Raw genomic sequence first — 22016 nt, forward strand, 5'->3', positions numbered from 1 at the left:
CGGCCCTCCCCGGCCCACGACGCCCGGCGCTGCGGCGCCACCACTCCGCTCACGAAGCCGGCGCTGCGGCGCCACCACTCCGCTCACGAAGCCCGGCGCTGCGGCGCCACGACGAAACCACGGTGATCCCACTTGACGCTCACTGCTTCCTCCGCCGGCAACCTCGACGTCGCCGCCGACCTGCTCGCCCTGCTCGGTGACACCGCCACCGAGCCGCGCCCCGACACCCAGCTGGAAGCTCTCACGCTCGCCGTCAGCGCCGACCTTCCGGTGCTGCTCTGGGGTGAGCCGGGCATCGGCAAGACCTCCGCCCTCAACCAGCTCGCTGACGCCCTCGGCCTGCCGCTGACCACGGTGATCGCCAGCGTGCACGAACCGTCGGACTTCGCCGGCCTGCCCGTCGTCGGCGACGACCCCGCCGTGCAGGGTGTGCCGATGGCGCCTCCGGACTGGGCGGTGCGCTTGGCCCGTACCGGAAAGGGGTTGCTCTTTCTTGATGAACTGTCGACGGCGCCGCCGGCGGTGCAAGCAGCCCTGTTGCGCGTCGTCCTGGAACGCCGGGTGGGTGCACTGCGGCTGCCGCCCGGAATCCGGATCGTGGCCGCGGCCAACCCGCGGGCGTCCGCCGCCGACGGCTGGGAGCTGAGCGCGCCCCTCGCCAACCGGTTCGTCCACCTGCGGTGGGCCTACGACCATGACGTGGTGGTACGCGGGCTCGGTGGCACCTGGCCCCGGGCGACGCTGCCCCGGCTCGACGAGACGCGGCTCCCGGACGCGGTGTCGGTCGCCCGGCGAGCCGTGTGCGGACTGCTGACGACCCGGCCCGCGCTGGTGCACCAGCTGCCGAACAGCGAGACCCGCCGGGGTGGCCCGTGGCCGTCGCCGCGCAGCTGGGAGATGACGCTGCGGCTGCTGGCGTTCGCGACCGCCGCCGGCGCCTCCCGCGACGCGCTCTCCCTGCTCGTACGCGGCACCGTCGGCGACGGCCCCGGCCTCGAACTGCTCGCCGCGCTGGACCGGCTCGACCTGCCCGATCCCGAGGACCTGCTGGCCGATCCGCCGTCGGCCGTCCTGCCGGACCGCGGCGACCTGCGCCAGGCGGTCCTCGACGCGGTGGTCCGGGCGGTCCGCAACCGCCCGGACCGATCGCGGTGGGACGCGGCGTGGGCGGTGCTGGCCCGGGCTCTGGACACCGGGGCGCCGGACCTGGTCGTGGTACCGGCCACCGCCCTCGCCGAGCTGCGCGAAGACGGCTGGGACATCCCACCGGTGATCGACCGGCTGAGCGGCGCGGTGACGCTCTCGCAGCGCGCGGGTACGGGCCGATGACCGAACTCGATCAGGAGAAGCTCTTCGCCGCCCGCCTGTACGCCACACGGACCCGGCCCTACCTGGCGACAGCGTTGTTCGCGCTCCAGCCGGTGGAGTCCGCCCTGGTGCCGACGATGGCCGTCGACGTGCACTGGCGCTGTTACGTCTCACCACGGTTCGTGGAGCGCACACCCCTCGCCGAGCTGGCCGGGATCTGGGTGCACGAGGTCTCGCACCTGCTGCGTGACCATCATGGGCGCGGGGACCGCTACGCGGCCCGGGAGGGGCGCAAGGACCACCCCGGCGAACGGTTGCGGATGAACATCGCGGCCGACTGCGAGATCAACGACGATGTGTACGGCGACGGGCTCCCCTGGCCCTCGGGCGCCGTACAGCCGCAGCGGCTCGGGATGGAACCCGGCGAGCTCATGGAGGACTACCTGCGGGGGTTCACGCTCGGGGCACTCACCCAGGACTGGGCCTGGCTGGAGTGTGGCAGCGGCGCCGACGGCATGCTGCGGCCCTGGGACCTCGGGCCCGGCGGGGCGAACGCGCTCAGCCGCGAGGAACGTGACGCCATCCGCTACCGGGTCGCGCGCGGCATGGACGGGCCGCCCGGGTCCGTGCCGGCGGGCTGGAAGCGGTGGGCCGAGGAGGCGTTCCATCCGCCCCAGCCGTGGCGCCAACTGCTGGGAGCGGCGGTGCGAACGGCGGTGTCCGGTGGAGGGGCGGGCGACGATTACACGTACGCCAGACCCGCTCGCCGCTCAGCGAGCCTGCCCGGAGTGGTACTGCCGAGCCTGCGCCGGCGCCCGCCCCGCGTGGCGGTGGTCATCGACACGTCCTGCTCGGTCAGCGACGCGGAGCTGGGCAGTGCGCTGCTGGAGGTCGCGGAGATCGGCCGTACGGTGGGCGGCCGGAACGCGGTGAAGGTGCTGTCCTGCGACACGGCGGCTCGGGTTGCGGCTCCGCTGTGCGCGGCGGAGGGGATCGAGCTTGTCGGGGGTGGTGGGACGGATCTGCGTACCGGCTTCGCCGCGGCGCTGGGTTCCGGGGCTCGGCCGGATGTGGTGGTGGCGCTGACCGACGGGTACACGCCGTGGCCGGCCAACCCGCCACCGTGCCGGACCGTGGTGGGGCTCTTCCGGCGCCCGGTCGTCCCGGACGAGGAATACCACCGCCCTCAGCCTCCGCCCTGGGCCCGTGTCGTCCACATCGGATGACCGGCGCGTGAGTACTGTCTCGCGCGCCGGGAGGCAGCACTGGGGGCCAGCTGGTCAACGGGTGGGCGGCGCGGTGCAGCGGGCGGCACGGCGAGGCGGGACGGCCACGCGCGGCGGGCAAGCGAAACGGGGGCGGGCCGCAGCCCGCCCCCGCACAAACCAACAGCTCAGTGCAGCGGAACCGCCGCCGGACGGCTGCCCTCGTCGTCGAGCAGGTGCGACTGCTCCCGCTTGCGAGGAAGGAAGAACGCCGGGATCAGCGTCAGCAGCACCAGCACGAAGCCCACCATGAACGTCGCCGCGAACGAGTCCGCGACGAACTGCAGGCCCCGCTCCAGGATGCTCGGGTCCGGGACCTGGGCGGCGATCGCCGGGTCGCGCTGGGCGGCGATGGCCAGGCCGGCCTCGGTGATCGGGGCGCCGTCCGGTGAGGTCATGCCGGGGACGACGGCCGAGTCGTTGAGGTTGCTGGTGAGGATGACCGACATGATCGCGGAGCCGACGGAGCCGGCGATCTGCTGGAGGATGTTCAGCAGGGTGGAGCCGCGGGCCACCTCGTGGTTGGTGAGGGTTCGCAGCGCCGACGTCATGATCGGCATCATGGTGCCGCCCATGCCGAGGCCCATCACGAACAGCGAGCCGCAGAGCAGCACGTAGGACGTGTCGGTGCCGACCTGGGTGAAGGTGAAGAAGCCGGCGGCGATGAGGAGCAGCGCGAACGGCACGGTCCGGCCGACCGGGATCTTGTCGGCGAGGATGCCGGCGATCGGCATGGTGACCATGGCGCCGATGCCCTGCGGTGCCATCAGCAGGCCGGCGTCGAGCGTCGTCTCACCGCGCACCTGCAGGAAGTAGCTCGGGAAGAGCAGGCCGGCGCCCATGAACGCGACGGTGAACACGGCGAGCGTGACCGACGCGACGGTCAGGTTCCGGTTGCGCAGCAGGCGCAGGTCGAGCAGCGGGTGTTTCGGCTTGAACGAGTAGAAGACGAAGCCGATCACGAGGAGACCGCCGACGAGCATCGGCAGCCACACCTTGTTGTCGGACATGGTGCCGGTCTCGGGCAGTGACGAGACGCCGTACAGGAAGAGGGCGAGGCCGGGCGAGAGCATCAGCATGCCGATGAAGTCGAACGACTCGGACGGTTCCGGGCTGTCCTTCGGCAGGACGAACTGGGCGTAGACCAGCGCGATGATGCCGATCGGCAGGTTGATCAGGAAGATCCAGTGCCAGCTGGCCGCGTCGATCAGCCAGCCGCCGAGGATCGGGCCGCCGATCGGGCCGAGCAGCATCGGGATGCCGAGCACGGCCATGAGCCGGCCGATCCGGTCCGGGCCGGCGGCCCGGGTCATGATCGTCATGCCGAGCGGCATGAGCATGCCGCCGCCGAGGCCCTGGAGCACCCGGTAGGCGACGAGCTGGCCGATGTTGTCGGCGGTGGCGCAGAGCACCGAGCCGAGCGTGAAGAGCAGGAGCGCCGTCATGTAGAGGCGTTTGGTGCCGAACCGGTCGGCCGCCCACCCGGTGAGCGGGATGACCGTGGCGAGGGCCAGCGTGTATGCCGTCATCGTCCAGGCGACCTCGGCGTACGAGGCGTTGAACTCGACCTGGAAGGTGGGAAGGGCGACGCTGACGACGGTGATGTCGAGGATCGACATGATCGCGCCGAGGACCACGACCCCGGCGACCTTGAGGACGGCGGCGTCCAGCTTGGCGGGTGCCGCCGCGGATTGACTGCTCACAGCGAAATCTCCTGAAAGAGCTGGCGGAAAACGCCAAGCGGCCGCGTATGGGACACACGCGGCAGAACTACGGGTCGTGACGCATCCGGACGGTGCGCCGACTCCCCCTTCGTGACCTCGGCGAACGTTGTGGCCCCGACAATTGTCGTGGCCTCGGCGAACGCCGGGGTGCATCGCCGTGAGCCTAGTCAGCTCACTCCACGCCCACCGCCCCTTTTACCGAGGGTCGGCAGGCTCCCCGGGCTCGTCGCGACCGGATCGGGACACCGCCGCCGAAACGAGAATGCCCAGGCCATTGGCGGTCCAATGGACCAGGAACGGCGCGATGAGGCCGCCGGAGAGCTGCCTCAGGACACCCAGGACGCCACCCGCGAGCGTGGTGAACGCCACTACTGGGAGCGAACCCGGATCGGGTGCCAGGTGCCAGAGACCGAAGATGACTGCGGTGACGGCGGTGGCCCAGACCGGGCCGTGGTCGCTAGCGATCAGTGCCCAGAGCACACCGCGGAACGCCACCTCTTCGAAGGTCACCGTGGCCAGGGGCACCCCGACCAGGGCGCTGCAGACGGGCCGCGGGTACGAGCCGGCGGACAGGGCGCGCCGCGCCGCCGGGATCAGCAGAGCGACCGTGTACCCGAATCCGATCAGAAGGGCACAGCTCACGCCGTACCCCCAGCCGGTGAGAACGAGCCCCACCTCAGCGGGAGTGAGCCCGGAAAGGGCGACCAGGATGGCCGCTGCAAGCGGTCCGACGATGGGCTGCGTGCGGCGCGGCCCGGTCAGGGTCCAGGCGCGGAACGCGGCCATCACCAGGAGCGTGACCACGATCGCCATGCCACCACGATAAATCGATCGACAGGTTCGGGCCGGGTTCGTAACCTCGAGAAGATCATCGCGACCAGGAGGGAGGGACCGCCGTGCGCTACCGCACCGCCGTCGTCATCCCGGTGTCGCGTTTCGAGCTGATCCTCGTGTCCCGTGCGCCCAGCTCCGGCTGCGCCACCGGGGCTGGACGTTCCTGACCACGCTGTCTTCAGTGACAAGCGTGGCGGGTGGGCGCCGTCCGCCGTCCGATCAGCACGAAAGAAAACGACAATGCGTGTCCGTAATCTCGGCATCCTCGCCCACGTCGACGCCGGCAAGACCACACTGACCGAGCGGATCCTGTTCACCACCGGTGCCACCTACAAGACCGGGCGGGTGGACGACGGCAACACCGTGACCGATTTCGACCCGCAGGAGCGCGACCGTGGCATCACCATCTTCTCGGCGGCGGTCAGCTGCGACTGGAACGACCATCGGCTGAACCTGATCGACACACCGGGTCACGTCGACTTCTCCGACGAGGTGGAGCGCTCGCTGCGTGTCCTCGACGGCGCGGTCGCGGTGTTCGACGGTGTCGCCGGTGTCGAGCCGCAGTCCGAGGCGGTGTGGCGCAAGGCCGACCGCTACGGGGTTCCGCGGATCGCCTTCGTCAACAAGCTCGACCGGGCCGGCGCCGACCTGGACGCCGCGGTGGCCTCGATCCGGGACCGCCTGGAGGTCGTTCCGCTCGTGGTGCAGGTGCCGATCGGCCGGGAGGGCGACTTCTCCGGCGTGGCCGACCTGGTCACGCAGCCACCACCGGAGTTCGCCGAAGCGCGGCGCCGGCTGGAGGAGGCCGTCGCCGAACTGCATCCGGGCGCCCTGGAGGAACTGGGCGGCATCTCCGACACGACGCTGAAAGGCGCGCTGCGCGACCTGACCCTGACCAGCCAGGCCGTCGTCGTCCTGTGCGGCTCCGCCTTCCGGGACATCGGAGTTCGGCAGCTGCTCGACGCGGTGGTCGACTACCTGCCCGGACCGACCGGCGATCCGGGCAGGGATCTGGCGGCACTCGTGTTCAAACGCCGGGAACGGCTCACCTACCTGCGCGTCTACGACGGCACGATCACGAAGGGGGACACCGTGTGGGACGCCGGCTCCGGCCGTACCGAAAGAATCTCGCGCATCCTCCGCGTGCAGGCCGACCGGCACACGGACATCGACCGCGCGGTGGCCGGCGACATCGTCGCCGTCGCCGGGGTGAAAGCGGCCCGGACCGGCACCACGTTCTCCGTCAAGGAACGGCCGGTGCTGCTCGAAGCCCCGCGGGTGGCCGAGCCGCTGGTCTCGGTCGCGGTCGAGGCACGCACGCGCCTCGAGGCGCTGCGACTGCCGGGCGCGCTGGCCGCGCTTGTCGAGGAGGATCCCTCGCTGACCGTACGCACGGACGCGGAAACCGGTCAGACCCTGCTCTCCGGTCTCGGTGAGCTGCACCTGGAGGTCTCGGTGGAGAAGCTGCGCCAGGCGACCGGCCTGCAGCTGAGCACCGGGCGGCCGCAGGTGGCCTACCGGGAGACGGTCGTGCGCGGCGTCACCGGCGTGGTGTTCCGGCACGTCAAGCAGGACGGCGGCGCGGGCCAGTTCGCGCACGTCGTGCTGGATGTCGAGCCGCTCGCGGGCACCGGCTTCGAGTTCGCCTCCACGGTGACCGGCGGGCGGGTTCCGGCGGAGTTCGCCCGGGCGGTCGAGGCGGGCTGCCGGGAGGCGCTGTCGGCCGGTCCGCTCGGCGGTCATCCGGTGGTCGGGCTGCGCGTCACGCTCACCGACGGGCAGACGCACGTCAAGGACTCGTCCGAGATGGCGTTCCGCGCGGCGGGCCGCTTCGGCCTGCGGGCCGCGCTGGGCGCGGCCACACTCCAGGTGCTCGAGCCGGTCGCGGAGGTCACGGTGACCGCGCCGTCCGACGCCCTCGGCGCGGTGCTGGGCGATCTTGCCGCGCGGCGCGGTCAGGTCACCGACTCGGGGGTACGGGCTGTGACGGCCATAGTTCCGCTGGCTGAACTGTTCGGGTACGCGACGAGGCTGCGCAGCCGGACGAGCGGCCGGGGCACGTTCACCAGCCGCCCGGCCGGTTACCGCCCGGCCGCCTGATGCTTTCGCGGGCCCGGTGTTCTCGCACCGGGCCCGCGTCAGCGGCGGTCGAGGCCCACTGCCAGCCGTCGCAGCCACTGTTCCGCGGTGCCCTCGATCCCCGGGCAGACGTCGGCGAAGTTCGGCCAGTCGATGCCGTCCCAGGAGAACACCGTCTCGGCGGTGAACCGGTCGGCCGCCGCGCCCAGCTCCTCCCGCATCAGCTCACGGACCAGCCCGAAGTCGACAGTCGTGTGCTCGGCGAGGAGCACCGCGTCGTACAGGTCCTTGCCCTGCGGGTAGGAGTCGGTGGCCAGCCACTGGAGTTTCCAGGCCAGCGACAGCTCGGCGGTCGCGGCCCACACGACGGTGCCCAGCACCTCGATCGGCTCCGGCGGGATCGGCAGTTCCTCGCCGAACACGAAGTCGATCTGCACGGTGCCATCGGGGGTGTCCGCTGCCGAGAACGGGATGACCAGGCGGCGGCCCTCCGCACGCTCGTACGTCCAGATCTCGGAGTGCGCGGTCTGCTCGGGCCGCAGGCCGGCACCCGGCGCGTCCAGCACCGCCGCCACGATGTCCGCGAGCAGTTCCCGGCCCTGCGCGCTGTCAGCCGGCATCGTTGCCGGAGTGACGACGAAGTCCAGGTCGCCCGGCTCCCGCGCGGCGTCACCGACCCAGGCGGCCATCGTGACGCTGCCCCGCAGCACCAGATGCTCCGCCCATCGGGTGCCGGCGATCACCGCCAGCAGATGCGCCATCGCCGCACGCCGCGCCTGCTGCCAGCGCCCGCCCGCCGCCGCGTCGCGGAACACCGGCTCCCCCGCCGTGTACGCGTTCTCGTACTGCTTGAGCGCCGGATCGAAAGCCCCGCGCTGCGTCACGCCCCGCCCCTTGGCCAGCGGCTGATAGGTCGCGGGATAACCCGCCGCACCCGGCCGCTCGGTCCGCGCACGGGTCTCCCGCCGGTCCTCCCAGCTGTCCCGCCGCACCGGCTGCTGGTCGAGCCATCCATGGTCCAGGTCGAGGTGGCTGTCGTACGCCACATACTCCTGCTCCACCGAGACGATGTCCTGCCCCGCGCTCCGCAGGTCGTCCAGCAGTTGGTGCAGCCGATGGCTCGCGCTGAGCCGCCCGACCCGGTGGCAGCGCTGGTTGACGAACCGCACCTCGGTCCCGCCGGTGTCCTTGCGGCGGGCGTTGCGGGACAGCCGCGCACCGTGCGGCGCCACCAGGTCGGTCACCGTGAGCAGCGCGGCCACGCTCGCCGACGGCAGCCGCAGCTTGATGTGGTGCTCGAAATAGCGGCTCTCCGGCTCCCGCAGGGCGTCGCTGTCCCGCTCCGGCACCCCTTCGGACCACGGCGTCGCCTCGATCTTGGTGCGCACCGGGCTCATTCCCGCCGCGCGCAGCCATTCACACCACTTGTCCACCATGGATCGCTGTTCCCGCAGGGTGCCGGCGCCGTGCAGGGTGAGCATCGGCTGGAAACGGGTCGCTCCCCGGTCCAGCTCGATGTAGAGGAACGTGACGCCGTATTTCTCAGCGAAGATCGCGAGCCCCTCGGCGTCATGATCCATCACGGTGATGTGGGTTTCGAACGTACCGCTGATCATGGCACTCATCGTTTCCTGAGTTCGATCAAAGTGCGAGTGGATTGTGCGACGAAGCTCCCGTGTTCCCGGATGTGCGCGTCCATCCGCCGCAGCTGCTCCTGATATCCGTCCACACTGAAATCGGGCACCCACCAGACGCATTTGCGCAGCAGGTAAACGACCGCGCCGACGTCGAACAACTCCATCCGGCAGCGCGCGGTCCGCACCTCCACCAGCTCCAGCCCGGCGGCCTTCGCCGCCATCACCTCACGCTCCGGGTCACGGTCCAGCTCCTGCCGGGGCAGGGGTCCGAGAAAGAACTCAATCAATGTGTACGCCGACGCGGGCCCCACATGCTGCCCCAGATAGATCCCGCCGTCCCGCAGCACCCGGGCGATCTCCCCCCACGCCGGATCGACCGGATGCCTGCTCGTCACCAGGTCGAACGTCCCCGCGGCGAACGGCAGCGCCCGCCCCTGCGGCACGTACACCACCTCGACCCCGCGCGGCTCCAGCAGCTCGCGGGCGCGTTCCGCGTTCGGCCGCCACCCCTCGGTGACCACCATCCGCGCCGGCAGAGCCGGCATCTCCGCCACGATCTCCCCGCCGCCGGTGTCCAGGTCGAGCGCGGACCCGGCGCCGGGCAGGCGTGCGGCGAGCATCTTCGCGTACGCCCACGGGGGCCGTTCCTCGGTCGCCCGCCCCTCCAGCCAGCCGAAATCCCAGCCGGACACGTCCGCGGCCGCCGCCTCGTCGATCAGTTCCTGATATCCACGCACATAGTCATGCTGCCGTTACCGTCAAAGCTTTTCCTCTCCCATCCCACTCCTCGCACGCCTCGCCCCGGTTCCCCGCGATCTTGGATGATTGACCACGCCCCGGGGTGGCCCATTACCCAAGATCGACGCGGGTTCTTGACCAGGTCTCGCCTACCGGATGACCTGGTAGGTGAGGTGCGTGACGCCACGGCCCTCGATCACCTCGGGGTCGGCGAGACGGACCGGCGCGACAGTCAGGCCGTCGAAGAAGCTGATGCCCTCACCGAGCAGCACCGGAACCAGCGACACGGTGATCTCGTCGATCAGGCCGGCATCCAGGTATTGCCGGGCCAGCGTCGGCGTGGAGACGGCCACATCGCGGTCCCCCGCCACCGCCTGCGCAGCCTCGATCGCGGCCATCGGATCCGGGTAGAACGTGGTCGCCGACTCCTCCCGCGGCCACCCCGGCGGCACGGTGTGGCTCACCACGAACACCGGACAGCCGGCCGGATGCCGCCCACCCCACCCATCGGTGTGGTCGAACAGCCGCCGCCCGCAGACCAGCGCCCCGCACTGAGTCAGAGCCGGGCGCAGGAACCGCGCGCTCGCCTCGGTCACATGGAACGTCCACCGCGGATCAGCACTCGGAACCTCGACATCCCCGTTCTCATACCACCCGAACAGCTCCGCCACCCCGTCGTTCTCATCGGCGACGAACCCGTCCAGCGACATGGACAGGGCGGCCACAACCTTGCCCATGATGTACCTCCTGAAGCGATTCTCCCCCGCAGGTTGGTACGTCACAGGCACATCAGGCAAGTGTTTGACGCAAAGGGTGACCGGCCGGCTTAAAACCGAGCGACCTGAAGGATCCACAGTGCGGCGCTCTGAACTCCTCCACCCTGCAAGTGCGCCGCCGGGGAGTCGAACCCCGAACCTACTGATTAAGAGTCAGCAGCTCTACCAATTGAGCTAGCGGCACGTGGTGTCGCCGAGTGGGTTCGAACCACCGGCCTCCGCCTTATGAGGGCGGCGCTCTCGCCTCCTGAGCTACGGCGACACGTTGCGGAGAGCGGGAGATTCGAACTCCCGGCAGTGGCATGAGCCGCTGCTGCGGATTAGCAATCCGCCGCCTTCGGCCACTCGGCCAGCCCTCCAAGAATTATTACGAACCGAGACCGCCGGCCATCGCGGCAAGCGTCCGCAGATGACGGATCACGTCCGCCTTCTGCTCGCCCTCGGGAAGTTCCCGCTCGCCGGCTTCGACGAGATGGTCCCGCAACTGGGCGACGGCTTGGCTGCGGGCTTCGGCGCAAGCTCGGCGAGCCACAGCGATCCCAGGTTGTTGTCGACGATCTCTTGCAGGTGGGCGACAGCCTCGGGCGCCGACAGCCGTTCGATGAGGAATTCCAGGGTCCAGTCGAACAGCGCACCGCTGGCTGTCCAGGCCGTGCCCGGCTTCAGATCTGGCGTGCCATCTCCACCGACGCTGACCGCATCGCCGTCAGAACTCGTCCTCGTCGAACACGGGTCCCCCACTTTGAGCCACCAGCATGGCACTCTTGGTGATCATCTGAAAGGATCGAAGTGAGGCGATGTGGACCCGGCCGGGGTCGAACCGGCCGCCTCCCGCTTGCAAGGCGGGCGCTCTACCAGATGAGCTACGAGCCCGTGTGGCACTGCGTGCCCTCGGCGCGAGTCGAACGCGCACCGTCCAGGTCCTCGGCCTGGTGCCTCTGCCTGTTGGGCCACGAGGGCGAATCTGACGCGTCTCCGGAAAGATTCGAACTTTCGACACCCGGATCCGTAATCCGGTGCTCTATCCGCTGAGCTACGGGGACATGGTGGACCCGGTGGGCCCACGTCTTGTGCGATCCGCTGTGGAGTTCTCAAAGAACGGGTACAGAAAACGCCGCCCGTTCCGGATCGGAAGGACGGCGCGACGATCACCGGACGGGTCCGGTCAATCGCGCCACCTGTGCGGCTTTCGGCTGCGGAGCATCGCGGCCGCGCTCATCTTGCCGAGGGCGAGGCTCCGGCGAATGCTGATCATGGATTGACGCGACACGGCCTGCTCCTTTCCCTTCGGCCGAATTCCTCGGCGCGGTCGGTGTTGTTGACCAAGTTAGGCGGCGCCACCGAAAGCGGCAATCGATTAAGTCGGCACGGGGCGAAACACCTATGGGAGCCAGCTGATTCGTCAAGCCGGTGGATGAGCCGCCGTCATAGGCGCACACGCTGGGGTTGCGTGCGATCTGGCTGGGCCTATGGCCTGTGGCCTATGACCTGTGTAGGCGCACACGGACGGCTTACGTGTGCGCCCACACGCTGCCTCGAACGCACGCGGTATTTGAGGGCAGGGACAGAAGTCGAACCTGCTGTTGTGCCCGTCAGGCTGCCCGCCCTGCATGGCCATCCCTGCCCCCCGATCCATCCCCGCTCGCGTGGGTGACCGTAGGTGGAAGCCGATGACGCGCGGGCCGAACTACCCAGGTGGGGCGCGGGTCAGGACGGGCGGGTGGCGTCGGCTATGGATTTGTGGGAGACGTGGGCGGTGAGCCCGCCGTCGACCACGATCTCGGCTCCGTTGACGTAGGTGGACTCGTCGGAGACCAGGTAGACGATCAGGGGTGCCACGTCGGCGGGGGTGCCGATACGGCCGAGGGGGATTTCGGGCAGGGCGGCGTCGAAGAAGGCCTGGGGAGCCGACTCCATCAACGGCGTGTCGATGAGGCCCGGCATCACCGCGTTGACCCGGATCCCCCGCACACCGAGTTCGAGCGACGCGCTGCGGCTGAGCCCGCGCAGTGCCCACTTGCTGGCCGTGTAGGGAGCCGCCGCGTGACCCGAAACCGCCGCCACCGAGCAGATGTTCACGATCGACGACCCGGGCGACATGAGTGGAACCAACGTTTTCATCCCGTACATCGGGCCGGTGACGTTGATGGCGAATGTCCGCTCCCAAGCCTCGACGTCGATGGCCGGCAGGCGATCCCGCCCCGCCACCCCCGCGTTGTTCACCAGCGCGTCGACCCGCCCGAACTCGGCCCGAAGCTCGGAAGCGAGCCGCTCCCAGTCAGCCAGCGACGCGACGTCCAGATGACGCACCCCGTCCGCGGGAAGAACGTCGGTGGCGATCACGACAGCACCCTCGGCACGCAACAGGGCCACCTCAGCGGCACCCTGCCCCCGAGCCGCCCCGGTCACCACCACAACCTTGCCCTCACACCTCACGACGCCTCCCGCGAATCGACATTGAGCGGCGCCTCCCACGGATCGACATTGAGCGACGCCTCCCACGGATTGACGTTGAGCGGCGGCAACCCGTCCACCGTCCATACCCGGCGAAGATCCGCGACGGCCCGGCCCGATCAACAGGCTCCACGAGGTTGCCCTCCACCCGCAGCCGCAGTTCGGTACGCAGGCCGAAGGCGGCGCAGTACCAGGTCTCGGCGGCGGCCAGGTCGGCCACGTTGAGCCCGATGTGGTCGAGGCGCGCGGTGCTCATGGGCGGCTCCCGGTCTCCTTGAGGGCGGAGGAAGACGTGGAAGCAGCCAATCAGGGGCCGCGACACCGCGGAAATCGTTCGTGAATATGTCAGCGATCGTCAGCGACGATGGTCGTGACCCCGCCGATGACCGTGGACACCATGTGCCGGACCGCCGCCGGTTCGGGCCGGGCGCCGGTACGGTCGGCGTACAGCAGATGCCCGCTTCCGATCAGCACAGCCGCGAGCGTCTCCACGTCGGCCCCCGCCGCGACACGGCCGAGCCGCTGCTCCTCCGCGAGGTATCGCCCGATCATCTCGGCGGCCTCGGTGAGCACCGGTACACCCGCCGGCCACGTCTGCCGCAGTCGTGCCCGCAACTCGTCCCGGAACGTGATCAGCGGGACGATCGCCACCGCTACCGACTCGAAGACCGCGGTCAGCGAGGCCGCGACGTTGCCGGCCACCTCGCCCGTCCCGGCGGCCTCCCGCAGTGCCGCCGCCTCGGCGTCCATCCGGTGCACGCGGGCCATCACGTAGTCGGCCAGGAACGCGTCGAAGTCGGCGAAGTGCCGGTGCAGCACGCCCTTCGCGACGCCCGCCTCGGTGGTGACCGCACGGCTGGTCAGGCCGGTCGGCCCGTCCCGGAGCAGGATTCGGTCGGCCGCGTCGAAGAGCTGTTCGCGCACGTCACGCAGGGCGACACCGGTCGGCGTCAAAGCTTCCCCTCCCCAAATGGGCACTTGCCCACTATGGTGGGCACATGCCCACTCTACCGAGCGAACCACACCAGCAGCGGCGGATGGCGGAGTCCTTCGGCGTCGACCCCGGGCGCTACGACCGCACCCGCCCGCCCTACCCGCAGGCCCTCGTCGACCGGATCGTCGCCGCCGCACCCGGCCGGGACGTCGCCGACGCCGGATGCGGCACCGGCACCGCGGCCCGCCAGTTCCGGGCGGCCGGCTGCCGCGTCCTCGGCATCGAGCCGGACGCCCGGATGGCCGGATGGGCGCGCGACGACGGTCTCGAGGTCGACGTGTCGGCGTTCGAGGACTGGGATCCGGCCGGGCGCCGGTTCGACGCGGTCGTCGCCGGGACCTCCTGGCACTGGATCGACCCGGTCGCCGGCGCGGCCAAGGCGGCCGGCGTCCTGCGCCCGGGCGGCCTCCTCGCCGCGTTCTGGCACGTACCGCAGCCGCCCGCCGAGGTGACGGCCGGGCTCGGGGAGTCGCTGCGGCGGGTCATGCCGGACCTGCCTTTCGACCTCTCCCGCACCCCCGGCCCGGACGGTCACCAGCCCCTGCTCGCGAGGGCCGAGGACGGCATCAGGGAGGCCGGGTTCGGTGAACCGGAGCGCTGGCGGTTCGACTGGGAGCGGCGGTACTCCCGGGACGAATGGCTGGACCAGCTGCCGACCTCCGGCGTGCTGACCCGGCTCGCACCCGAGCCGCTGGCCGAGGTGCTGCACGCCGTCGGCGCCGCCGCCGACTCGCTCGGCGGCACCTTCGTCGTCCGTTACTCCACGATGGCCGTCGTGGCCGTCGTGGCCGTCAGGTGAGCAGGGAGTCCTCCGGCCCGGAACTGCCGGCGGGATATTCGAGCAGCGGCACCTGACCGGCCCGCCAGGCCATCACGACCGGCTCGACGATGCGCCAGCAGTGCTCGGCCGTGTCTCCCCGCACCGACAGGGTCGGGTCGTTGTCGAAGACGCCGCGCAGCACCTCGCCGTACGGGGGCAGGTCGCCCGGCCCGAAGTCGGCGGCCAGGCTCACCGGGTCCAGCTCGAACGGGTCACCCGGCCCGTTGATGTTGAAGTCCAGGCTCAGCCGGTCCGGGCCGAAGCCGATCCGCAACCGGTCCTGCTGGTCGCAGCCGTGCAGGCCGTCCGGGATCCGGGGCGGCCGCTTGAAGGTGATCACCGCTTCCTTGCGGCTGCTGCCGATCGCCTTGCCGGAGCGCAGCCGGAACGGCACACCGGCCCAGCGCCACGTGTCGACCGAGAGGACCAGTTCGGCGAGGGTCTCGGTGCCACGATCCGGTTCGACGCCGGGCTCGTCGGCGTACGCCGGAAGTTTGCGTTTTTCGATCTGACCGGACGTGTATCGCGCCCGGCGGCTGCTGACCGCCGGGTCGGGGTCCCAGAGGCGGGTGGCCCGCAGCACGTCGGCCTTGCGGTCGCGGAACTCCCCGGCGGTCAGCGTGACCGGCGCCTCCATGGCGAGCATCGCCAGGATCTGCAGCAGGTGACTCTGGATCATGTCGGCGAGGGCACCGGCGTGGTCGTAGTAACCGGCCCGGCCCTCCAGCGCCAGGGCCTCGTCGAAGACGATGTCGACCGACGCCACGTGCTCGGAGGTCAGCAGCGGCTCGAAGATCCGGTTGGCGAACCGCAGGCCCAGGAGGTTGAGGACTGTGGACTTGCCGAGGAAGTGGTCCACCCGGTGGATCCGCTCCTCCGGTGCCAGCTCGGCGAGGACCACGTTCAGCGCCGCCGCCGCGTCGCCGTCGATGCCGAACGGCTTCTCCAGCACCAGGCGGGTGCCCTCCGGCAGATCCACCTCGCGCAGGGCGTCGCAGGTGCGGGCGGTCACGGCCGGCGGCAGCGCGAAGAAGATCGCCACCTGGCCGCTCGCCTCACCGAGGATCCGCCGCAGATCGCCGGCCTGGGTCACGTCCGCGCCCAGGTAGCGGGTCCGCGCGACGACATCGGTGGCGACACCGGCACCGAACGAGTCGGCCACCCGCTTGCGCCACTGCTCGTCGTCCCAGTCCTCGCGCGCGGCGCCGATCAGCGTCAGGCCGGGGACGTGGCCGGCGGCGAGCAGCGCGCCGAGGCCGGGCAGCAGCAGGCGGGCGGTCAGGTCGCCGCTCGCCCCCAGGATGATCAGAGTCTGGTCCGTCATGGACCGTGGATACCCGGCGGGGCCGGGCGGTACTCGACCTCGGGGCGGCCGGGTCCGCCGTATCGGGGGCTGCGCCACACCCGGCCGGCGTCGGCCAGGTGCTCCAGATAGCGCCGGGCGGTCACCCGCGACGTTCCGGTACGCCCGGCCACCTCGGTCGCCGAGAGCCCGGCCGGGGCGGCGTCCCGCAACGCGCCCAGGATCAGGTCGAAGGTGCTGCGGTCCAGACCTTTCGGCAGGGTGTCCGGCGGGGCGCCGCGGAGCGTGGCGAAGACGCGGTCCACCTCGTGCTGCGCGGCGACCTCGCCGGCTTCGAGCAGCTGGCTGCGGTATGACGCGTACCTGTCGAGCTTGTCGCGGAACACCGCGAAGGTGAACGGTTTCAGCAGGTAGTGGGTCACGCCGAGGGCCACCGCCTGGCGGATCATGTCGATGTCCCGGTTGGACGTGACGGCCAGGACGTCGGTGCCGCTGCCGGCCGCCCGCAGCGCCCGGACGATCTCCAGGCCGTGCTTGTCCGGCAGGTTCAGGTCGAGCAGGACCAGGTCGACGGGTTCGGCGCGGAGCCTGGTCATCGCCTCCTGGGCGGTGTGCGACACCCCGACGACCCGGAACCCGCCGATCCTCTCGGTGAACACCCGGTGCGCGTCGGCGATCAGCGGCTCGTCGTCCACCACCAGGACCCGGATGCCGGGCGGGGGCGCTGTCACGCCGGCACCGGCAGCCGGACGGTGAGAACCGCTCCACCGCTGGGTGCCGGGGTGATCGCGTAGCTTCCCCCGTACCTCTCGGCCACCTGCCGCACCAGCGACAACCCGACGCCGCGACCCGCGCCTTTGCTCGACCAGCCGCGCCGGAAGGCGTCGGCGGCCTGCTCCGGGCTCAGGCCCGGACCGTTGTCGGTGACCCTGACCAGCACCTCGCCGTCCGCGTGCCGTACCAGGACCCGGACCCGGCGCGGCGGCTCGCGGCCGGCCACCGCCTCGAGCGCGTTGTCGACCAGGTTGCCGACCACTGTCAGCAGGTCGCGGCCCGGCAGCGGCTCACCGTCGATCCGCGAGTCCTCCTCGATCGTCAGCTCCACACCGCGCTCGCTCGCCTGCGCCGACTTGCCGAGCAGCAGCGCCGCGAGCGCCGGCTCGTGCAGGGCACCCACCACCTGGTCGGTGAGCTCCTGGGCCAGGGCCAGCTCGGCGGTGCCGAGCCGCAGAGCCTCTTCGGTACGCCCGAGCTCCACCATGGTCAGCACAGTGTGCAGCCGGTTCGCCGCCTCGTGCGCCTGCGCTCGCAGCGCCTCGGTCAGGCCTCGCACCGAGTCCAGCTCGCCGGTGAGCGCCCGCAGCTCGGTGTGATCGCGCAGGGTGAGCACCGAACCCAGCGTCCGGCCCTCGAACCGGGTCTCCCGGCGGCTCGCGACAAGCACCCGATCACCGACCAGCACCGGCTCGTCCACGGTCGGCCGCTGCTCGGTGATCAGACCGGCCACCTCGGGCGGCAGGTGGGCCGGACCGTCAGCGGGCACACCGAGCAGCCGCCTGCCCTCATCGTTGATCAACTCGACCCGGCCGTCGCGGTCCACCACCACCAGCCCTTCCCGGACGGCGTGCAGTACCGCGTCGTAATACTCGAACATCCTGGTCATCTCCGCCGGTCCGAGGCCGTGGGTCTGCCGGCGCAGGCGGCGGCTGAGCAGCCAGGCGCCGGCCGCGGCCAGCAGGAGGGCGGCGCCGGTGGCGCCGGCGACGGCCGGGACCTGGGCGAGCAGGTTGCGGTTGATCTTCGCGGTGGTGATGCCGACGGAGACCAGGCCGATGACGGTCACGGTCCCAGGTTCGACAACCGCCACGACGGTACGAACGGAGTCGCCCAAACTTCCCCGATACTCCTCGACGACGACGCCACCGGCGAGCGCCTCGTCCACGTTTCCGGCGAACGGCTTACCGATCAGCTCGATGGTGGGATGCGTGTACCGGGTCCGGTCGGGCGCCATCACCACGACGAAGTCGGTGCCGGTGGCGTGCCGGGTGGCCTCGGCGTAGGGCTGTAGCAGCGGACTCGGATCGTCGGCGTGCAGCGCCTCGACGACCGCCGGCGAGAGCGCGATGGCCTCGGCGACAGCGGTCACCTCCTCGACCGCGGCGCGGTGGGCGTCATCGCGGGCCAGCAGGACCGCGCCGGTGGTGCAGGCCGCGACCAGCAGCGTCACGACCAGAACCTGGAGCGCGAAGAGCTGCCGCGCGATGCTCCAGTTGCCGGACATAGCGGACATTGACATCCTTCGGGTGAACAGAATGAACGCAATGGTGATCCGGCGTGAGACCCAGGCCACATTCACGTCATGGAAACCGCTCCCGCCCCGCCGGTCAAGAAGGACCGCATCCGCTACCTGTACCCGGCGGTCGTCGTGGCCGTCCTGCTCGGCATCGCCGTCGGCCTGCTCGCCCCCGAGTTCGCCGTCGAGCTGCGCCCGATCGGCACCGGTTTCGTCGACCTGATCTCGATGATGATCAGTCCGGTCATCTTCTGCACCATCGTCCTCGGTGTCGGATCGATCCGGCAGGCCGCCAAGGTCGGCAAGGTCGGCGGCCTGGCCCTCGGCTACTTCCTCGTGATGTCCACAGCGGCCCTCGCCATCGGACTGGTCGTCGGCAACCTGATCCACCCGGGTTCCGGCATCCATCTGGACGCCGCGGCGGCCGAGGCCGGCCAGAAGGCGGTCGGCGACACCGCCTCCGAGAGCACCGCCGAGTTCCTGCTCGGCATCATCCCGACCACCCTGGTCTCACCGCTGGCCGGCGACAGCGTGCTGCAGACCCTGCTCGTCGCGCTGCTGGTCGGCTTCGCCCTGCAGACCATGGGCACCCGCTCCGAGCCGGTCCTGCGAGCGATCGGCACCTTCCAGCACCTGGTCTTCCGCGTCCTCGCCATGATCATGTGGCTGGCACCGATCGGCGCGTTCGGCGCCATCGCCGCGGTGGTCGGCGCCACCGGCACCGACGCGCTCGTCAGCCTCGCGCAGATCATGCTCGGCTTCTACCTGACCTGCGCGATCTTCGTCTTCGCCGTGCTCGGCACGATCCTCTGGCTGGTGGCCCGGATCAACATCTTCACCCTGCTGCGCTACCTCGGCCGGGAGTTCCTGCTGATCGTCTCCACGTCGTCGTCGGAGTCGGCGTTCCCCCGCCTGATCGCGAAGATGGTGCACGTCGGCGTCTCCCGCCCGGTCGTCGGCATCACGGTGCCGACCGGCTACTCGTTCAACCTGGACGGAACGGCCATCTACCTCACCATGGCGTCCCTGTTCGTGGCGCAGGCGATGGGCGACCCGCTGTCGGTCAGCGAACAGATCTCCCTCCTGCTCTTCATGATCATCGCGTCGAAGGGTGCGGCCGGCGTGACCGGGGCAGGCCTGGCCACCCTCGCCGGCGGCCTCCAGAGCCACCGCCCCGACCTGGTCGACGGCGTAGGCCTGATCGTGGGCATCGACCGCTTCATGTCCGAGGCCCGCGCCCTGACCAACTTCGCCGGCAACGCGGTAGCCACAGTCCTCGTCGGCGTCTGGACCCGCGAATTCGACCGGGAACGCGCCAACCGGGTCCTCAGCGGCGCCGACCCCTTCGACGAGGCCACCATGGTCGACGACCACGGCCCCGCCGAACTCCGCGAACCCGCCCCACAACCGATCGGCGCCTCCACCACGCCGTCCGCCACCGCTCCGTCCGCCACCGCTCCGTCCGCCACCGCTCCGTCCGCCACCGCTCCGTCCGCCACCGCTCCGTCCGCCACCGCGCCAGCCGCCGGGACGACCACGCCGTCATCTTGATCGCTCCGGAGCCCCGCCCCGCCACGCTTCCCCAGTCGCGCGGCGGGGCGGCTTCATGTCCGCTGCCGCCTCAGCGCCACTCCCGCGCGGCTTCATGTTGGCCGTTCTTCCTCAGCGGCGGCCGGGACATACCTACGGTGAACGGATGCCCAGGTTCCGTCTTCGCCCGGTCGTTGCCGTCTCGCTCACCGCCCCGGTCCTGCTCGCCGCCCTGGCCGTGGCCGGAACGGCAGCCGCGACCGTCGACGGGTCCGCCCGGGTCGACGGGCCCGCCCGGGTCGACGGGCCCGCCCGGGTCGACGGGTCAACCGGCGCCATCGGGACCGCCCGCGTCGACGGGCCCGCCGGGCGCCTCGTCCCGGTGCCGGCCGCGTCGCCGCCGCTCGGCGACGAATACTTCACCTCGGCTCAGCTGGCCCGAGGGCTGCTGACCAGATCCGACCTGCCGGAGGGCTACACGTTCGCCGGTGAGACCGCGACATCGCAGACCGGTTCGGAGATCTTCGGATCCTCCCTGTGCACCGGAGGACCGCCGACCACGATCTGGGGGTCCATCACCACCGCCTCGCGCATTTTTCGCCACACGGACGGCAGCATGATCACCGTCGACATCAAGGCCACCGGTGCTGACCAGGCCCGCCAGACGATCGGCGACGTGGCCGCCGCGCCCGCCAAGTGCCCGGTCGTCACCCAGGGCGGCTTCACCACCAGGTACACCCGTTTGCCGCTGCCCGCGCTCGGCCAGACCTCGGCGGGACTGATCACGGTCACCCGGTCCGGCAACCAGGCTCCGGCGCGCGAACACGCGGTGGCCGTCGCGTACGGCAACGCCTCAGCGGTCTTCCGGGAGGAGGGTGCCGCCGCGAAGAACCAGGCCCGCTTCATCAAGATCATCAAGGCGGGAGTGAAGGCGCTCAAGAAGATCAACGACCCGACGCCCGTCGCGGAGCTGAAGCGCGGCCTGATCGGTGTGACCGACCTGCCCAAGGGCTATCGCATGGTCACCGACGGCACAGTGGCCAGCGGCACAGCGGGCAGCGGCACAGTCAGCAACGGCACAGTCGGCAACGGCACAGCGGGCAACAGCACAGCGGGCAGCGGCACGGACTGGTTCGCTGAATACGACTGCACCGGCAAGCTGCAACGCTTCGACCCCCGGGGAACGGCGGTCCAGCGGTCGTTCGCCGTGGGCAACAGTGAGGCCACGATCAGGATGGCGGTCGGATCGCTCGGCTCCCCGGGCATCGTCGACGCCATCAGGAAGCGGCTCTCCGACTGCCCGGCGATCACCGACAAGTCCGGCGTGCGGCGCACGGCCGCCGAACAGCAGGTTCCCGCCACCGACATCTCCGTGGTCGGCATCCGCTATCCGGGCACACCCGCGGTGGCGAGGGCGGTCATCCTCTACCGCGACTGGTACACCGACATCCGAGTGACGGTCACCCCCGGCACCAGCGCGGAGAAGATCGACGAGATCATGTCGGCCGCGATGACGAGGATCTTCGACGTCAACTCGTGAACAGTCGCCCGTTGGCCGGAAATGCGCGGATTGTCTACTTACCGTGAACGGATGAAACGGATTCTTGCCGCAGCGGCCGTGGTTGCCGCGATTCTCGGCCAGGGCAGTCCGGCCCTGGCCGACGTACCCACCGCCGGCCAGCTGGAGAAGGGCCTGCTCACCCAATCCGACCTGCCGAAACCCTACGAGATCGCCTTCCCCGCGGTCCCCGTCGAGACGTCGCTCGGCGAGAGCACGCCCCGATGCCCCGAACCGGCGGTACCGGACGGCCCCACGGTCAACACGACGAACGAGTTCTTCCTGGACACCGACGGCTCCATGATCACCATGACGATCATCGCGACCGGTGCGGGCGCTGCCCGGGACGCCGTCAAGGACGCGGCGGCGATCCCCGGACGGTGCCCGGTCTTCGAGAAGGGCAACACCTCATTCACGACGAAGGCGTTCCCGCTCGCCGAGTTCGGTGACGCGTCGACCGCTTTTGACATGTCGGTCAAGGAGGGCAAGGACAGCCCGGTACGGGTGGTCGTCGCCGTGGTGGCCGCCGGCGACGTGTGCGCGCTGTTCGCGCTGACCCCGAACGAGGAGAACGACGAGGCCGAGTTCCGCACGATCGTCACCGCCGGCGTGAAGAAACTGGCGTTGATCAAGCACTGAGAAGAACCTGGCAGCGCCCTGACAGCAGCGCCCCGGTCCGCGCCCGGCCGTGACAGCGGCGTGT

At 70.6% G+C, this 22016-nt stretch carries 19 protein-coding genes and 6 tRNA genes; 7 read left to right on the forward strand and 18 right to left on the reverse strand.

Annotated elements, in window-relative coordinates; genetic code table 11:
* The first annotated feature begins 132 nt into the window (after positions 1–132).
* Both ACFQV6_RS07055 and ACFQV6_RS07060 read left to right on the forward strand, forming a co-directional pair.
* Complete coding sequence (locus tag ACFQV6_RS07055) at positions 133–1329, forward strand: AAA family ATPase (RefSeq protein WP_378026524.1); 1197 nt, start codon at positions 133–135, stop codon at positions 1327–1329.
* Positions 1326–2534: a VWA-like domain-containing protein gene (locus ACFQV6_RS07060; RefSeq protein WP_378026525.1), complete on the forward strand. Its 1209-nt coding sequence runs from the start codon at positions 1326–1328 to the stop codon at positions 2532–2534. Before ACFQV6_RS07055 ends, ACFQV6_RS07060 begins: the two co-directional genes overlap by 4 nt.
* Before the next feature lie 167 nt (positions 2535–2701).
* Here ACFQV6_RS07060 and ACFQV6_RS07065 read toward each other — a convergent pair whose 3' ends face one another.
* Together ACFQV6_RS07065 and ACFQV6_RS07070 are read right to left on the reverse strand one after the other, a co-directional pair.
* On the reverse strand, positions 2702–4276 hold the full coding sequence (locus tag ACFQV6_RS07065) for a DHA2 family efflux MFS transporter permease subunit (protein ID WP_378026526.1): 1575 nt from the start codon (positions 4274–4276) through the stop codon (positions 2702–2704).
* Between the two features lie 216 nt (positions 4277–4492).
* Positions 4493–5110, reverse strand: a complete 618-nt coding sequence (locus tag ACFQV6_RS07070) for a CPBP family intramembrane glutamic endopeptidase (protein ID WP_378026527.1) — start codon at positions 5108–5110, stop codon at positions 4493–4495.
* A gap of 261 nt (positions 5111–5371) precedes the next feature.
* On the opposite strand from ACFQV6_RS07070, the gene ACFQV6_RS07075 reads away from it, so the two are divergent.
* Positions 5372–7231 (forward strand): elongation factor G, encoded by a 1860-nt coding sequence (locus ACFQV6_RS07075; RefSeq protein ID WP_378026528.1) that lies wholly within the window; start codon positions 5372–5374, stop codon positions 7229–7231.
* A 38-nt stretch (positions 7232–7269) separates the two neighbouring features.
* On the opposite strand, the gene ACFQV6_RS07080 is transcribed toward ACFQV6_RS07075, so the two are convergent.
* The 13 genes from ACFQV6_RS07080 to ACFQV6_RS07140 all read right to left on the reverse strand — a co-directional run bounded on the left by ACFQV6_RS07080 (position 7270) and on the right by ACFQV6_RS07140 (position 13769).
* Positions 7270–8826 carry a nucleotidyl transferase AbiEii/AbiGii toxin family protein gene (locus tag ACFQV6_RS07080; RefSeq protein WP_378026529.1) on the reverse strand — a complete coding sequence of 519 codons (1557 nt, stop codon included), beginning with the start codon at positions 8824–8826 and terminating at the stop codon, positions 7270–7272.
* Positions 8827–8831: 5 nt separating this feature from the next.
* Positions 8832–9584: a class I SAM-dependent methyltransferase gene (locus tag ACFQV6_RS07085; protein ID WP_378026530.1), complete on the reverse strand. Its 753-nt coding sequence runs from the start codon at positions 9582–9584 to the stop codon at positions 8832–8834.
* Between the two features lie 150 nt (positions 9585–9734).
* Positions 9735–10322, reverse strand: a complete 588-nt coding sequence (locus tag ACFQV6_RS07090) for a dihydrofolate reductase family protein (protein ID WP_378026531.1) — start codon at positions 10320–10322, stop codon at positions 9735–9737.
* A 150-nt stretch (positions 10323–10472) separates the two neighbouring features.
* Positions 10473–10545 (reverse strand) — tRNA-Lys (locus ACFQV6_RS07095).
* A gap of 1 nt (position 10546) precedes the next feature.
* Positions 10547–10623, reverse strand: a tRNA-Met gene (locus ACFQV6_RS07100).
* A 6-nt stretch (positions 10624–10629) separates the two neighbouring features.
* Positions 10630–10720: transfer RNA gene (locus ACFQV6_RS07105), tRNA-Ser, on the reverse strand.
* Between the two features lie 8 nt (positions 10721–10728).
* Positions 10729–10893, reverse strand: a complete 165-nt coding sequence (locus ACFQV6_RS07110; protein ID WP_378026532.1) for a hypothetical protein — start codon at positions 10891–10893, stop codon at positions 10729–10731.
* 268 nt (positions 10894–11161) lie between these two features.
* Positions 11162–11234 (reverse strand) — tRNA-Ala (locus ACFQV6_RS07115).
* A 13-nt stretch (positions 11235–11247) separates the two neighbouring features.
* A tRNA-Leu gene (locus tag ACFQV6_RS07120) sits at positions 11248–11321 on the reverse strand.
* Between the two features lie 10 nt (positions 11322–11331).
* A tRNA-Arg gene (locus tag ACFQV6_RS07125) sits at positions 11332–11404 on the reverse strand.
* Positions 11405–12068: 664 nt separating this feature from the next.
* Positions 12069–12770, reverse strand: a complete 702-nt coding sequence (locus ACFQV6_RS07130) for an SDR family NAD(P)-dependent oxidoreductase (protein WP_378026533.1) — start codon at positions 12768–12770, stop codon at positions 12069–12071.
* Positions 12771–12786: 16 nt separating this feature from the next.
* Positions 12787–13071 (reverse strand): VOC family protein, encoded by a 285-nt coding sequence (locus tag ACFQV6_RS07135; protein ID WP_378026534.1) that lies wholly within the window; start codon positions 13069–13071, stop codon positions 12787–12789.
* Positions 13072–13160: 89 nt separating this feature from the next.
* Positions 13161–13769, reverse strand: a complete 609-nt coding sequence (locus tag ACFQV6_RS07140; protein WP_378026535.1) for a TetR/AcrR family transcriptional regulator — start codon at positions 13767–13769, stop codon at positions 13161–13163.
* A gap of 44 nt (positions 13770–13813) precedes the next feature.
* Here ACFQV6_RS07140 and ACFQV6_RS07145 point away from each other — a divergent pair, with 44 nt between their 5' ends.
* Complete coding sequence (locus ACFQV6_RS07145) at positions 13814–14608, forward strand: class I SAM-dependent methyltransferase (RefSeq protein WP_378026536.1); 795 nt, start codon at positions 13814–13816, stop codon at positions 14606–14608.
* On the opposite strand, the gene ACFQV6_RS07150 is transcribed toward ACFQV6_RS07145, so the two are convergent.
* Genes ACFQV6_RS07150 through ACFQV6_RS07160 form a run of 3 tightly spaced genes read right to left on the reverse strand, consistent with a single transcriptional unit; the run spans position 14601 to position 18222 of the window.
* On the reverse strand, positions 14601–15953 hold the full coding sequence (locus tag ACFQV6_RS07150) for a glucose-6-phosphate dehydrogenase (protein WP_378026537.1): 1353 nt from the start codon (positions 15951–15953) through the stop codon (positions 14601–14603). The genes ACFQV6_RS07145 and ACFQV6_RS07150 overlap by 8 nt on opposite strands.
* Positions 15950–16663: a response regulator gene (locus ACFQV6_RS07155; protein ID WP_378026538.1), complete on the reverse strand. Its 714-nt coding sequence runs from the start codon at positions 16661–16663 to the stop codon at positions 15950–15952. The genes ACFQV6_RS07150 and ACFQV6_RS07155 overlap by 4 nt, the downstream gene beginning before the upstream one ends.
* Complete coding sequence (locus ACFQV6_RS07160) at positions 16660–18222, reverse strand: ATP-binding protein (RefSeq protein WP_378026539.1); 1563 nt, start codon at positions 18220–18222, stop codon at positions 16660–16662. The genes ACFQV6_RS07155 and ACFQV6_RS07160 overlap by 4 nt, the downstream gene beginning before the upstream one ends.
* Positions 18223–18291: 69 nt before the next feature.
* Here ACFQV6_RS07160 and ACFQV6_RS07165 point away from each other — a divergent pair, with 69 nt between their 5' ends.
* From ACFQV6_RS07165 to ACFQV6_RS07175, 3 genes are all read left to right on the forward strand, one after another.
* The gene (locus ACFQV6_RS07165) at positions 18292–19776 is read left to right on the forward strand and encodes a cation:dicarboxylate symporter family transporter (RefSeq protein ID WP_378026540.1); all 1485 of its coding nucleotides are present in this window, start codon (positions 18292–18294) and stop codon (positions 19774–19776) included.
* Between the two features lie 145 nt (positions 19777–19921).
* The gene (locus tag ACFQV6_RS07170; RefSeq protein WP_378026541.1) at positions 19922–21295 is read left to right on the forward strand and encodes a hypothetical protein; all 1374 of its coding nucleotides are present in this window, start codon (positions 19922–19924) and stop codon (positions 21293–21295) included.
* Positions 21296–21346: 51 nt separating this feature from the next.
* Positions 21347–21952 carry a hypothetical protein gene (locus tag ACFQV6_RS07175; protein WP_378026542.1) on the forward strand — a complete coding sequence of 202 codons (606 nt, stop codon included), beginning with the start codon at positions 21347–21349 and terminating at the stop codon, positions 21950–21952.
* Positions 21953–22016 lie beyond the last annotated feature (64 nt).

The sequence above is a fragment of the Actinoplanes sp. GCM10030250 genome (genome assembly GCF_042666575.1).
GTDB lineage: Bacteria > Actinomycetota > Actinomycetes > Mycobacteriales > Micromonosporaceae > Actinoplanes.